Origin of the sequence: Pseudomonas sp. FeS53a (genome assembly GCF_000931385.1) — a bacterium.
Taxonomy (GTDB): Bacteria; Pseudomonadota; Gammaproteobacteria; order Pseudomonadales; family Pseudomonadaceae; genus Metapseudomonas; species Metapseudomonas otitidis.
Genome location: NZ_JYFT01000041.1, coordinates 1 through 13,718, shown reverse-complemented (window position 1 = coordinate 13,718; position 13,718 = coordinate 1). Strand labels below are relative to the sequence as shown.

The window sequence follows — 13,718 nt, the reverse complement described above, 5'->3', positions numbered from 1 at the left end:
CCCCGGAGAAACCCATGAACGTATGGAGCAAGCTGATCGACGCCCTGCGTGGTGGCCTCGGCGAAGCCGGCGACGCCCTGGTGGACAGCCAGGCCCTGCGCATCCTCGACCAGGAGATCCGCGACGCTGACCAGGCCCTGCGCCAGGCCCGCGAAGCCCTGGCCGGCGTCATGGCCCGGCAGAAGCTCGCCGACGAGCGCGCCGCCCAGTGCCAGGCCAAGGTCGACGAATACGAAGGCTATGCCCTCAAGGCCCTGGAAAGCGGCAACGAGGCCCTGGCCCGTGAAGTGGCGGAGAAGATCGCCGAGCTGGAAGCGCAGCACCAAAGCGAGCGCGACCAGGCCGAAGGCTTCAGCACGCAGGTCGCCCAGCTGCGCAAGGCCGTGACCCAGGCCGAGGCCAACATCCGCCACCTCAAGCAACAGGTGGACACGGTCAAGGCCACCGAAAGCGTGCAGCGTGCCCAGCAGGCCGTGGCCCAGCGCCAGGGCGATACCCACAGCCGCCTGGGCACCGCCCTGGACTCGCTGGAGCGCCTCAAGCGCCAGCAGGCCGAGCGTGCCGCGCGGCTGGAGGCGGCCGACGAACTGGCCAGTGCCGAGCGCGGCGATGACCTGGAAGCGCGCCTGCGGGCCGCCGGCATCGCCACCGGGCCCAGCAGCGCCGACAGCGTCCTGGCGAGGCTGCGGGACAAACGCTGACAAACCCGACCGCGGCCCTGCCCGCCCTGTTTCAAGGACTGGAAACGATGGACCTCTTCCTGATCACCGCCCTCTCGTTCCCCACCGTGGTGTTCAGCTTCCTGCTGCTCATCGCGGTCATCTACTGGACCGTGGTCGCCTTCGGCCTGCTGGAGGTGGACCTGCTGGATGTCGAGGCCGACTCCCTGCTCGAAGGCCACGGCAACGCCGAAGGCCTCGCCGGCCTGCTGTCCAAGCTCAAGCTCAACGGCGTGCCGGTCACCCTGGTGCTGACCCTGCTGTTCTTCTTCGGCTGGTTCATCAGCTACTTCGTCGAACTCTGGCTGCTCGGCCAATTGCCCCTGGGCTGGCTGCGCTACCCGCTTGGCCTGGTGGTGATGATCGGCGCCCTGGTGCTGGCCGTGCCCATCGCCTCCACCCTGTGCCGCCCCCTGCGCCCGCTGTTCCTCAAGGCCGAGGCCACCAGCACCCGCAGCGTCATCGGCCAGACGGCCGTGGTGCGCAGTGGCCGCGTCACCGCCGGGCAGGGCGAAGCCGTGCTGGAGGACGGTGGCGCCGGGCTGATCCTCAAGGTCCGTGCCGACGAAGCCCTCGGGCTCAAGCGCGGCGACCGTGTCGTGTTACTGGAATACCTGGAGGCGCAGCACGCCTATCGGGTCATCACCGAGGACGAATTCCGCGGGCTCTGACCCCGGTGTGCCTCAGCATCAAAGGAGAATGATTGCAATGAACCTAGCCTCGCTGCTGCCCATCCTGATCGGCGTCGGTCTCGTCGTCCTCGTGGTCGTCGGGCTCCTGGCCCTGTTCAAGGCCTTCTACATCAAGGTCCCGCAGGGCACCGCACTGATCGTCAACGACATGTCCTCCACCCCCAAGGTGCACTTCACCGGCGCCCTGGTGTACCCGGTCATCCACCTCAAGGAGTTCATGCGCATCTCGTTGATCACCCTGGAAGTGGACCGCCGTGGCAAGGACGGCCTCATCTGCCGTGACAACATGCGCGCCGACATCACCGTCGCCTTCTACCTGCGCGTCAACGAAACCCAGCAGGACGTGCTCAAGGTGGCCAAGGCCATCGGCGTCGACCGCGCCTCCGACCGGGGCGCGGTGAACGAACTGTTCAACGCCAAGTTCTCCGAAGCGCTGAAGACCGTCGGCAAGCAGTTCGACTTCGTCGAACTGTTCGAGAACCGCCAGGACTTCCGCGACCGCATCATCGAAGTGATCGGCAACGACCTGAACGGCTACGTGCTGGAAGACGTCGCCATCGACTACCTGGAACAGACCGCCAAGCACTCCCTCGACCCGAGCAACATCCTCGACGCCGAAGGCATCCGCAAGATCACCGAACTGACCGCCAACCAGAACGTCATCACCAACGAGCTGGAGCGCAACCAGGAACTGGCGATCCAGAAGAAGAACGTCGAGACCCGCGAAGCCGCCCTGGCCCTCGAACGCCAGCAGGCCGACGCCGAGGCCCGGCAGAAGCGCGAGATCGAAACCATCCGCGCCCGCGAGGAAGCCGAGACCGCCAAGGTCAAGGAAGAGGAACGCCTCAAGGCCGAGCAGGCCCGCATCCAGGCCCAGCAGGAGATCGACATCCGCGTCGAGAACCACCAGCGCGAAGTGGAAGTGGCCCAGCAGAACCGCCAGCGCGCCGTGGTCATCGAAGTGGAGAAGGTCACCCGCGCCAAGGACCTGGAAGTGGTCGCCCGCGAGCGCGAGGTCGAGCTGCAGCGCATCGAGAAGGAAAAGGCGCTGGAAGAACAGCGCAAGAACATCGCCAACGTGATCCGCGAGCGCGTCGCCGTCGAGAAGACCGTCGCCCAGGAAGAAGAGCGCATCAAGGAAGTGCGTGAAGTCTCCGAAGCCGAGCGCGCCAAGCAGGTCATCGTGCTCCAGGCGCAGGCCGAAGCCGAGCAGGAGCTGGTGCGCCAGGTCAAGCAGGCCGAAGCCGACGAGACCCGCTCCAAGCACAAGGCCGTCGAGATCAACAACCTCGCCCAGGCCGAACTGGAAGCCGCCGCCAAGCAGGCCGAAGCCAAGAAGCGCATGGCCGAAGGCATCGAGGCCGAGCGCGCCGCCCCCGGCCTGGCCGATGCCCGCGTGCTGGAAGCGACCGCCACCGCGAAGGAGAAGGACGGCCTCGCCGACGCCCGCGTGCGCGCCGAACAGCTGATCGCCGAAGCCCGTGGCGAGCAGGAGAAGGGCCTCGCCGAAGCCCGCATCCTCGAAGCCCAGGCCGCCGCCAAGGAGAAGGACGGTCTCGCCGAAGCCAAGGTGCTGGAAGAGAAGCTCGGTGCCCAGGCCCGAGGCGAAGAACAGCTCGGCGCCGCCAAGGCCAAGGCCACCAAGGACCTGGGTTCGGCGGAAGCGGAAATCCTCCTGCAGCGCCTCAACGCCGAGGCCGAAGGCCTGGGCAAGAAGTTCAGCGCCCTCGACGCCCTCAGCGACAGCGCCCGCCAGCACGAAGAGTTCCGCATGCAGCTGGAGAAGAGCTTCGAAGAAGCCATGGCCGCCATCGCCGCCAACAAGGACATCGCCAAGGACCAGGCCGAAGTGCTCGCCACCGCCCTGGGCAAGGCGAAGATCGAGATCGTCGGCGGCGAAGGCGACTTCTTCAACTCCTTCGCCAAGTCGCTCTCCGTCGGCAAGGCCATCGAAGGCGTGGTGGGCAAGAGCCCCGTGGTGCAGGACGTGCTCGCCCGCCTGCTCAACGGCCGCACCCCGGCCGTCGCGCCCAAGGCTGACGCCGCCCCGGCTGCCGAGGCCTGATCGAGCGGGCCCCGGAACCCCCGGGGCCCGACGCCGCGCACAGGGTCCGCCCCGCCTTGCGAAAGGGGCCGGGCCCGCCTACCCGCCAAGAGGAACCTCGCCATGGCTGAATCCCGTGACTACCTGGAGCTGTCCTTCCGCTCCATCCACTGCTTCGCCAACGACGGCCGCCTGGACGTGCACGAACTGGCCGCCCTGCTGGCCATCGCCGAGCGCGACGGCGTCATCGACGACAACGAGAAGCGCGTGCTGAAGAAGATCCTCGCCCACGTCAGGCCCGAGGAAATCGACCCCGCCCTGCGCGAGCAGATGGCCGAAGTCGCCCGCAAGATCGGCGCCTGAGCCCAGGCCCCGCGCCCCCGCGTACCCGGCCCCTCCGCCCGAGGGGCCCTGTTCGCAGACCCAGCAGATTCAGGAAGAACACGATGTCGGACGTCACCGCCGCAACCCCCGCACAGGATGTATTGGACAAGGCCGTCGCCGAAGGCGGCGCCTACGAGGTGCTGCACAAGCGCCTGCAGGACCAGGGGCAGCGCCTGCGGCAGACCACCGACAGCCTCAACCAGCGGCGCCTCGAAGCCTTCGGCGACAGCCGCATGGACGTGGTCGGCCGGGTGCGCATCCGCACCGAGAACAACTGCATCGCCCGCGACATCGTCCAGGTCGGTGACTGCCTGCTGTTCGGCTACAACGTCTTCATCGGCCTGAGGAAGGAAACCGGCATCGCCGACGTCTTTTCCCTCTACCGCCTGGTGGAAGGGGAGGAGGGCTATGAGGCCGAGCCGGTGCCGCTGGAAGGCACCTTCCTCGCCGCCCAGGGCTTCCTCAACGACTTCAACGAGCTCTACACCTACTACAAGAACACCCGCCTGCTGCAGCTGGCCATCCGCGACGGCAAGCTGCTGGCGAGCTTCCAGATCGGCGAGCGCATCACCGACATCCGCGTGTTCCGCTGGTCCCTCTCCAGCGACGGGCGCGAGGTGCGCTACATCGACAACCGCGGCGAGCGTGACATCGCCCTGCCGTCGCCCTTCGACTTCGAATGGAAGAAGGCCACCCGCGAGATGGTGGTCCAGGGCCGCCACCCGCACCTGAACATCCTCGACACCGTGTTCGTCGAGACCATCGGCGGCGACCTCACCATCAAGGTGGAGAACAACACCGAGGACGGCCTCGGCATCTACCGCGAAGAGGTGGTGGACAAGACCCAGTCCCTCGACGACGCCCAGATCGAATTCGCCCGCCTCGGCAGCCTGGTGCTGCTCAAGGTGCTGCCCTACCGCGAGGAGCAGTGGCGCTACCTGGTCTACAACAGCCTGACCCGCCAGGTGGAGCGCATCGACGCCATCGGCCAGGCCTGCGTCCAGCTGCCCGAGGACCACGGCATCATCTTCCCCGGCGGCTGCTACCTGCAGAACGGCGAATACAAGACCTTCGACGCCTCCATGGCCGGCATGCGCTTCAAGCGCAGCGTGCGCTCGCCCAACGGCGAAGACGTGCAGTACATCTTCTACCACCCCGAGGAGGGCCGTTCGGTCCTGCTCACCTACAACCTCATCAGCCGCCAGCTGCAGAACCCGCTGTTCGGCCACGGCTACGCGCGCCTGGAAGACGGGCGCATGGTGATCTTCGCCGCCGAGGGCGACGAGCCGACCCGCATCCACCCCATGCAGATCTGGCAGACCCCGTTCTTCACCGAGGAATACGCCGCCCGCCAGCCGGCCCGCAGCGGCTTCTTCGGGCGCATCGGCAACGCCGAGCTGGTGCGCGGCGTCTCCGACCTCTACGGCCTGTGCCGCGAGATCGAAACCCCCTCCGTCTCGGTGCAGCGCTACACCCAGCTGTGCCAGGGCACCCGCCGCCTGTTCGACGTCTACCACTGGCTCGGCAGCGACGAGCTCGACGGGCTCGCCCCGCTGCTGCGGGAAGTGGCCGCCACCGCCGAACGGGTGCTGGACGAATACGAGAAGGTCGAGAGCATCCGCCGCCAGTCCGACCAGGCCATGGCCGGCGCCGAAGCGCAGCAGAAGGCCCTGCTCGGGCGCCTCCAGGCCGCCGGCTGGGAACAGGCCCAGGACTACGTCGACGCCCTCAACGGCATCACCGCCCAGCGCGGCCTGCTGCTGACCATCCGTGACTACCGCTACATCGACGTCGCCCGCATCGACGCCATGGAAGCCGAGCTGCAGGAGGCCCAGGCGCGCACCGCTGCCGCCACCGCCACCTTCCTCGCCAGCGACCAGGCCCTGCAGCCCTTCGTCACCCGCCTGGAGACGCTGGACGCCGACGCGCAGAAGGCCGAGACCGTCGCCCTCCTGGCCCCGCCGCTGGAGGCCCTGCAGGCCATGGCCGGCGACCTGGACATGCTGTCCAACCTGATGGGCTCGCTGCAGATCGACGACGCCACCCAGCGCACCCGCATCATCGAGTCCATCTCCGAGATCTACGCCCGCCTCAACCAGGCCAAGGCCCGCGCCGAGCAGCGCCGCAAGGCCCTCGGCTCCACCGAATCGGTGGCCCAGTTCGGCGCCCAGTTCAAGCTGTTCGGCCAGGGCATCGTCAACGCCCTGGCCCAGGCCCAGGACCCCGAGCGCTGCGACGAGCAGCTGTCGCGCCTGCTGGTGCAGCTGGAGGAACTGGAGAGCCGCTTCGGCGACCACGAGCAGTTCCTCGGCGACATCCTCAGCAAGCGCGAGGAGCTGCTGGAAACCTTCGAGGCCCACAAGCAATCCCTGCTCGACGAGCGCCAGCGCAAGGCCCAGGGCCTGCAGGACGCCGCCCGGCGCATCCTCGACAGCCTCGGCCGACGCACCGCCAAATTCACCCAGGCCGAGGAACTCAACGCCTTCTTCGCCGCCGACCCGCTGATCCTCAAGCTGCGCGAACTGGCCCAGCGCCTGCGCGAGCTCAACGACAGCGTCAAGGCCGACGACGTCGAGGCCCGCCTCAAGGGCGCCCGCGACCAGGCCGTGCGTGCCCTGCGCGACAAGAGCGAACTGTTCGAAGCCGGCGGCAACGTCATCAAGCTCGGCCCGCGCCACCGCTTCAGCGTCAACACCCAGGAGCTGGACCTGACCCTGCTGCCCCGTGGCGACGGGCTCTACCTGCACCTCACCGGCACCGACTTCCTCGAACCCCTGCACGACCCCGAGCTGGACGCCCTCAAGGCGTACTGGCAGGTGGCGCTGGAGTCCGAGTCCGAGCGCCTCTACCGCGCCGAATACCTGGCCGGCGAAGTCCTCGACGCCGCCGACGGCCAGCGCGAAGGCCTCAGCCTGGACGGCCTCAAGGCCCTGCTGGCGCAGCCCGAGGAACTGGCCCGGGTGGTGCGCGACTTCGCCGCCCCGCGCTACCGCGACGGCTACGAGAAGGGCATCCACGACCACGACGCCGCCGCCATCCTCCAGCACCTGCTGCCCCTGCGCGAAAGCGCCGGGCTGCTGCGCTTCGGCGCCGTGCCCCGGGCCTTCGCCACGCTGTTCTGGGACGCCGCCCGGCAGGGCGAGAGCGGCATCGCCTGGCCGGAGCGTGCTCGCACCAGCCGGCACATCCAGCAGCTGTTCGGCCGTGCCGACGGCCTGCTGGCGCTGCAGGCCGAAGTGACCGATGCCCTGCAGGCCTTCCTCGCCGAGCACCCGCTGCCCCTGCAGCCGGGCCAGGTCGCCGAGGCCGCCGAATACCTGGTGCAGGAACTGGCCGCCGAGCGTATCGAATTCACCTTCAGCAAGTACGCCCGCCAGCTGCACGAAGGGCTCAAGCTGCGCCTGCAAGGCGCGCGCATGTGGGACGACTACCAGGCCGCCGTGGGCCGCCTGGACGGGCGCCCGGCGGCCCAGTGGGCGCTGGTCGGCCACTGGCTCGACGGCCTCTGCGGCGAAGAGGGCTTCGCCGGCCTCGCCGATTACCGGGCCGAAGCCGTGGCCCTGGCCCTACTGCGTGCCGACTTCCCGCAGCGCTTCACCGAAGTGGACCTGCGCTTCAGCGTCAGCGGCCTGATGGGCGAGCACCCGCGCATCCAGGACCACAGCCTGGCACTGGCAGTGGACGACTTCTTCGGCCGCCTGCGCGAGCACCGCGAGCAGGTGCTGCCCGGCCTGCGCCAGTACCAGGCGCTGCGCCAGGCCCTGGTCGCCCGCCAGCGCGAGGCCCTGCGCCTGGCCGAGTTCAAGCCGCGCCCGCTGACCTCCTTCGTGCGCAACAAACTGATCAACGACGTCTATCTCGGCATCATCGGCGACAACCTGGCCAAGCAGATGGGCACCGTCGGTGAGAACAAGCGCACCGACCTGATGGGCCTCTTGATGCTCATCTCGCCCCCCGGCTACGGCAAGACCACCCTGATGGAGTACGTCGCCCACCGCCTCGGCCTGATCTTCATGAAGATCAACGGCCCGGCCCTGGGCCACGAGGTGCGCTCGCTGGACCCGGCCCAGGCGCCCGACGCCACCTCGCGCCAGGAGCTGGAGAAGCTCAACCTGGCCCTGGAGATGGGCAACAACGTGATGCTCTACGTCGACGACATCCAGCACACCCACCCGGAGTTCCTGCAGAAGTTCATCTCCCTCTGCGACGGCACCCGGCGCATCGAGGGCGTGTGGAAGGGCCGCACCAAGACCTACGACATGCGTGGCAAGAAGTTCTGCGTGGTCATGTCCGGCAACCCCTACACCGAGTCCGGCGATGTGTTCCGCATCCCCGACATGCTCGCCAACCGCGCCGACATTTATAACCTCGGCGACACCCTGGGCGGCATGCAGGACGCCTTCGCCCTCAGCTACATCGAGAACGCCCTGACCTCCAACCCGGTGCTGGCGCCCCTGGCCACCCGCGACATGGCCGACGTCTACCGCTTCGTCGACCGCGCCGAGGGCAAGCCCTTCTCCGCCAACGAACTGGGCCACAGCTACAGCGGCGCCGAGATCAACGAGATCACCACCACCCTGCAACGCCTCATGCAGGTGCGCGACGTGGTGCTCAAGGTCAACCAGCAGTACATCGCCAGCGCCGCCCAGGCCGACCAATACCGCACCGAGCCACCGTTCAAGCTGCAGGGCAGCTACCGCAACATGAACAAGATGGCGGAGAAGATCTCCGCCGTGATGAACGACGCCGAGCTGATGCAACTGCTGGCCGACCACTACCAGGGCGAATCCCAGCTGCTCACCACCGGCGCCGAGGAGAACCTGCTCAAGCTCGCCGAACTGCGCGGCAACCAGAGCGCCGAACAGGCCGAGCGCTGGACCCAGATCAAGCGCGACTTCATGCGCAACAAATCCATGGGCGGCAGCGACAGCGACGTCGGCACCCGCGTGGTGGCCCAGCTCAACGACCTGGTGGAGAGCGTGCGCGGGCTGGCCCGCAGCGAAGCCCCCGCACCGGCCGCCGCCGAGGTGCCGTGGGAGGCCCTGCTGCAACGCCTGGAAGCGCTGGTGCAACCGCCCGCCGCGTTCAAGGTGGACGTCACCGCTCCGGCCCAGGAGGGCGTGCGCGAAGTGCTGCTGAGCCTGGCCGACTGCCTGGAGAACAGCTTCATGCCGCTGATCCGCATCATGGACAAGAAGATCGACGTCGACCTGCGCACCCACCACCGCATCACCGACATCGCCAATCGCCTCAACGAACTGGGTGGCGCCCTGCCGACGCCCGGCACCGACGGCACGCCCACCTGACCCGGAGGTCGCCATGGATTTCGCAGGACTCGACCAGCAGCTGCGCGACAGCCTGCAGGACCTGAAGCTGAGCAACGAGGAGCGCGACGAGCTGCGCGAACTGGGCAGCGAGCTGGGCCCGGACCAGGTGCGCTACCTGCGCAACCGCGCCTTCGACCTGGTGCGCGAGCTGTGCCAGGCCGACCCGGCCAACCTGCAACCGGCGCTCAAGTGGCTGGAGCAGGTGGTGCGCACCCTCGACCTCGCCGGTGCCGTCGCCCCGGCCGTGGCCAGCGCCCACTTCAGCCCCGGCGAGGAGTGCCGGCGCAAGATCCGCGAGCTGTGCCGCCAGGCCCGGCACAGCGTGGACATCTGCGTCTACACCATCTCCGACGACCAGCTCAGCAGCGAGATCCTCGCCTGCCACGGGCGCGGCGTGCGCGTGCGGGTGATCAGCGACAACGAGAAACAGCACGACGAGGGCAGCGACATCCAGGCCCTGCGCCACGCCGGAGTCGATGTGCGCATCGACGACAGCCCCTTCCACATGCACCACAAATTCGCCCTGTTCGACGGCCGCCTGCTGCTCAACGGCAGTTTCAACTGGACCCGCAGCGCCAGCACCAGCAACGAGGAGAACCTCCTGGTGATCGACAACGCCCACCTGGTGGCGCGCTACCTGGCGGAGTTCGACAGCCTCTGGGGGCGCTACGCCCCACGCTGAAACGCCGTGCGTGACGCTGTCACAGTCGGGGAGTAAAGTGCGAAGCCGTTCGCATTACGGCCGATAACCCCACCGCCCGCGCGTCGCCTTCCCCAGGCTGGCTGCCGGGAGCTTCCCGCCCTGGACCGTGCAGATGGACCTTCACATCCCCACCCTGGTGCTGGTGGACGTCTACATCCTCGCCCTGCTCGGCATCCTCGCCGGGCGGGCCTGGCGTCGCGGCACCCCGGAGCCGACCCTCGGCTACCTGAGCCTGACCCTGCTGCTCGGCGCCTTCTGCACCGTGCTCGGCAGCCTGCGCGGCCTGGGCATGGACTGGGTGCCGATCATCATCGGCAACGTTCTGCTGCAGCTCAGCTGCGCCGCCAGCTGGACCTCCATGCGGGTGTTCGCCGGCCGGCCCGTTCATCTCGCCGGCTTCCTCGCCGGGCCGCTGCTGTGGCTGGCGCTCTGCGCCGTGCCGGCGTTCTACGCCTCGCTGCCGGCGCGGATCATGCTCAGCTGCGTGCTGATGATCACCTACACCGCCCTCGCGGCCTTCGAGCTGTGGCGCGCCCGGCGCAGCCTGCAGGTGTCCATCGCCCCGGCCATGGCGCTGCACCTGATGCACGTGGCGACCTACGGCGTGCGCCTGGCGCTGGACCGGGGCGAGCCGTTCCAGCGGCTAATCAACGGCCAGGCCAGCCCCTTCTTCGCGATGCTGGTGTTCGAGACGCTGCTGTACGCCATCGGCGTCGCCTTCGTCACCCTGGCCATGGTCCGTGAGCGCGCCGAGCTGCAGTACAAGCACGCCGCCTACAGCGACCCGCTGACCGGTGTCGGCAACCGCCGTGCCTTCATGGATTCCGGCCAGGCCCTGCTGGAGCGCTGCGCACGGCGCGGGGAAGGCGTGGTGCTGCTGCTCTGCGACCTGGACAACTTCAAGCGCCTCAACGACTCCTACGGCCACGCCAGCGGCGACGCCGCCCTGGTGGACTTCACCCGTATCGTCGCCGCGCGCATGCGTCGGCACGACGTGTTCGGGCGCATCGGTGGGGAAGAGTTCGCCTGCCTGCTGGCCGATGCCGACGGCGCCACCGCCGTGCTGGTGGCCGAGCGCATCCGCCGCGAGTTCGCCGAGAGCTGCCCCGAGGCACCGGGGCCGCTCAGCGTCAGCATCGGCGTGGCGGGCAGTGGCGAGGCGGGGTACGACCTGTCGCGGCTGCTGTCCCTGGCGGACAAAGCCCTGTACCGGGCCAAGGCCCAGGGGCGCAACCGCGTGGAGTGCTACCGCGAGGCCCTGGCCGAGCCCAGCGGCGAGTCGGCGGCCTGAGCCGCCGGCCTCCGTTGCTGGGCGGCCTTCAGGCCGCCACGGGAAGGGGTTGGACCAGGCCGTTGTTCAGCGTTTCCAGCAACTGCTGGCGCAGGGCGGCGGCCCGTGGCGGGTCTTCCGCCTGCAGGCGGTCGATGGCCTGGTGCAGCTGGGCGAGGGGGTTCTCCTCCCGCATCACGTTGGTCAGCGACAGGCTGGCGATGGCGTCTTCGAAGCGGCCGTGCCGGATGTGGTCCAGCAACAGGGCTTCGTCCAGCCTGCGTTCGGCGCTTTGCATCGCTTGCAGCCGAGCCTGCAGGGCCTGGGCCCTGGCCGTGTCGCCCAGGGCCAGGTAGGCCAGGCCGATGGCTTCCAGGTAAATGCCGAGGTTCTCGTCGTCTTCCAGGGCCTCGGCCTGCTGCGCATCGTCCAGGGTGACGAGGCAGGCCTCCACCCAGCGCCGGGCGCGGGGTGCTTCGCCCAGGTCGCGCAGCAGCGGGGCCTGCTCGGCCAGCTTGGTCACGCGGCCGTCCAGGTCCAGGGCGGCATTCAACTGCTCGATCTCCTCCAAGTGCGTGCGCACCCCGTAGGCGTCGCGCTGGTGCGCCGGCAGGGCGGCCTGCTGGCGCAGCCAGCCTTCCAGGGCGAACAGGCGCAGCCAGCCCCAGTTGTCCTCGCCACGGATCCTCTCCAGCTCGGCCAACGCCTGGCGCCGCAGCTCGTCGGCCCAGGACGGGTGCCGGCCGAGGTTGCGCTCCCACAGGGTGAGCAGCAGCCAGATGCGCTGGCCCGGCTCGTGGGCGCGGGAATCCAGCAGGGCGTTGGCCTGGGCCAGGTCGCCCTGCTCGGCGTGCCAGTCCACCAGGCGCAGCAGCAGCTCGTCGTAGTGATGCACCGGCGCACAGTCCACCACCCGCAGCGCGGTGTCCGGCTGCGCCGTGGCCAGGGCGTGGTCCATCAGCTCGGTGTGGGTGAAGTAGCCGGTCTGCTCGCCCAGGTCGGCCAGCAGTTCGAAGGCGGCCTCGGTCTGGCCACCTTCCATCAAGGCCAGCACGGCCTGGCCCTGTTCCTCCACCGGCAGTTGCCTGGCCAGCGCCAGGGCGCGGGGCACCTCGCCCAGTTCGGCAAGGCCAGTGAGCACCGTCTTCAGGTCATGGAGGGGCAGGCTGGTGTCCGGCTCCGGGTGGGCCAGCAGCTCCCAGGCCCGCTCCAGGCTGCGCAGGGCCGCCTGGGGTTGCTGCAGGCGACGCTGCAGCCCGGCGAGGATGAGGTTCTGCGGGCCGGACAGGCTCTGGCCGGTGCCTTGTTCCTGTTGCTGGGTGAGGGTGTCGAGCTGGGCACTGGCCTGGGCGTCCTGGCCGCAGGCGAGCAGCAGCGGGATCTGCAGCAGCGGCGACTCCGGCAGCGGGCGCTCCAGGCGCTCCAGCAGGGACAGCGCCGCGTGCGGGTCCTGGGCTTCCAGGTAGTGCTCCAGCATGTTGTCCAGGGCGCTCTGCTGGTAACCGTCGCGCAGCTCGGCCAGGGCGGTGAGTGCGGCCTGTTCCTCGCCGGCACGCAGCAGCGCCGGGGCCACCTGGTGCAACGCCAGCTGGCGGGCCTCGCCTTGCAGGCCCTGGGCCATGTCCAGCGCCAGGCGCGGCTCGAACAGGCTCAGCAGGGCCGTGCGGTTCACCTGGCCAGCCTCCTGCAGATAGGCTTCCAGGCTGCCGTCGTCGCGGTTGACGGCGTACAGCAGCGCCGCGATGAGCACGACCACGACCAGGGCAATGAGTAGTTCCATGGGCTTCCCTTTCCTGTGTTCCATGCGCCCGACCGGGCGCGGCGTCGGTCTTATAAAGGCCGTCGCCGGGCCTGGCAACCCGCGCTGCGCATACCTGGGACTGATTGCCCATTTCCGCCCCGCGCGCCGCCGTACGGGCCGGGCATGGGGGGCGCTTTCAAGGTAGACTTGCCGCCTTTTCGCCAACCAGGACGCCCTTCATGGCCCTCCAAGCGACGCCTTACAAAGTCGAACTCAACCTCACCGACCTGGACCGTGGTGTCTACGAGACCCTGCGCTTCACCGTGGCCCGGCACCCCTCCGAGACCGAGGAACGCCTGGCGGTCCGCCTGATCGCCTACGGCCTCTGGTACCACGAGCAGCTGGCCTTCGGCCGTGGCCTGTCGGACGTGGACGAGCCGGCGCTGTGGGAGAAGAGCCTGGACGACCGCGTGCTGCACTGGATCGAAGTCGGCCAGCCCGATGCCGAGCGCATCACCTGGTGCTCGCGCCGCTGCGAGCGCTTCAGCCTGCTGGCCTACGGCAGCCTGCGGGTGTGGCAGACCAAGGTGCTGGACAGCGTGCGCAACCTGAAGAACATCAACGTCGTCGCCGTCGGCCAGGAAGCCCTGGAAGAACTGGCCCGCGACCTGCCGCGTTCCATCAGCTGGACCCTGATGATCAGCGACGGCTCGCTGTTCATCACCGACGAACGCGGCCAGCACGACGTGCCGCTGGAATGGCTGGTCGGCGAACGCTGATCCACCCCCTTTTCGCCCCGGAAGACCGAGTCGCATGCGTATCGAGCCCCGCCCCCTGC

The 13,718-nt window shown here is 68.9% G+C and carries 9 protein-coding genes; 8 read left to right on the top strand and 1 reads right to left on the bottom strand.

Going from position 1 to position 13,718, the window contains the following annotated elements:
• Positions 1-14 precede the first annotated feature (14 nt).
• From SZ55_RS11935 to SZ55_RS11905, 7 genes are all read left to right on the top strand, one after another.
• Complete coding sequence (locus SZ55_RS11935; RefSeq protein WP_044405871.1) at positions 15-701, top strand: PspA/IM30 family protein; 687 nt, start codon at positions 15-17, stop codon at positions 699-701.
• A 47-nt stretch (positions 702-748) separates the two neighbouring features.
• Positions 749-1,390 carry an OB-fold-containig protein gene (locus SZ55_RS11930; RefSeq protein WP_044405869.1) on the top strand — a complete coding sequence of 214 codons (642 nt, stop codon included), beginning with the start codon at positions 749-751 and terminating at the stop codon, positions 1,388-1,390.
• Between the two features lie 37 nt (positions 1,391-1,427).
• Positions 1,428-3,476: a flotillin family protein gene (locus SZ55_RS11925; RefSeq protein ID WP_044405867.1), complete on the top strand. Its 2,049-nt coding sequence runs from the start codon at positions 1,428-1,430 to the stop codon at positions 3,474-3,476.
• 102 nt (positions 3,477-3,578) lie between these two features.
• Positions 3,579-3,818, top strand: a complete 240-nt coding sequence (locus tag SZ55_RS11920; protein ID WP_044405865.1) for a hypothetical protein — start codon at positions 3,579-3,581, stop codon at positions 3,816-3,818.
• Positions 3,819-3,901: 83 nt separating this feature from the next.
• On the top strand, positions 3,902-9,145 hold the full coding sequence (locus SZ55_RS11915; RefSeq protein WP_044405863.1) for a DNA repair ATPase: 5,244 nt from the start codon (positions 3,902-3,904) through the stop codon (positions 9,143-9,145).
• Between the two features lie 13 nt (positions 9,146-9,158).
• Positions 9,159-9,848: a phospholipase D-like domain-containing protein gene (locus SZ55_RS11910; protein WP_044405861.1), complete on the top strand. Its 690-nt coding sequence runs from the start codon at positions 9,159-9,161 to the stop codon at positions 9,846-9,848.
• Positions 9,849-9,981: 133 nt separating this feature from the next.
• Positions 9,982-11,160: a GGDEF domain-containing protein gene (locus SZ55_RS11905; protein ID WP_044405859.1), complete on the top strand. Its 1,179-nt coding sequence runs from the start codon at positions 9,982-9,984 to the stop codon at positions 11,158-11,160.
• A 28-nt stretch (positions 11,161-11,188) separates the two neighbouring features.
• On the opposite strand, the gene SZ55_RS11900 is transcribed toward SZ55_RS11905, so the two are convergent.
• Positions 11,189-12,919: a hypothetical protein gene (locus tag SZ55_RS11900; protein WP_044405857.1), complete on the bottom strand. Its 1,731-nt coding sequence runs from the start codon at positions 12,917-12,919 to the stop codon at positions 11,189-11,191.
• Between the two features lie 200 nt (positions 12,920-13,119).
• Between SZ55_RS11900 and SZ55_RS11895 the strand changes: the two genes are divergently transcribed.
• Positions 13,120-13,659, top strand: a complete 540-nt coding sequence (locus tag SZ55_RS11895; protein WP_044405855.1) for a YaeQ family protein — start codon at positions 13,120-13,122, stop codon at positions 13,657-13,659.
• Positions 13,660-13,718: the final 59 nt, after the last annotated feature.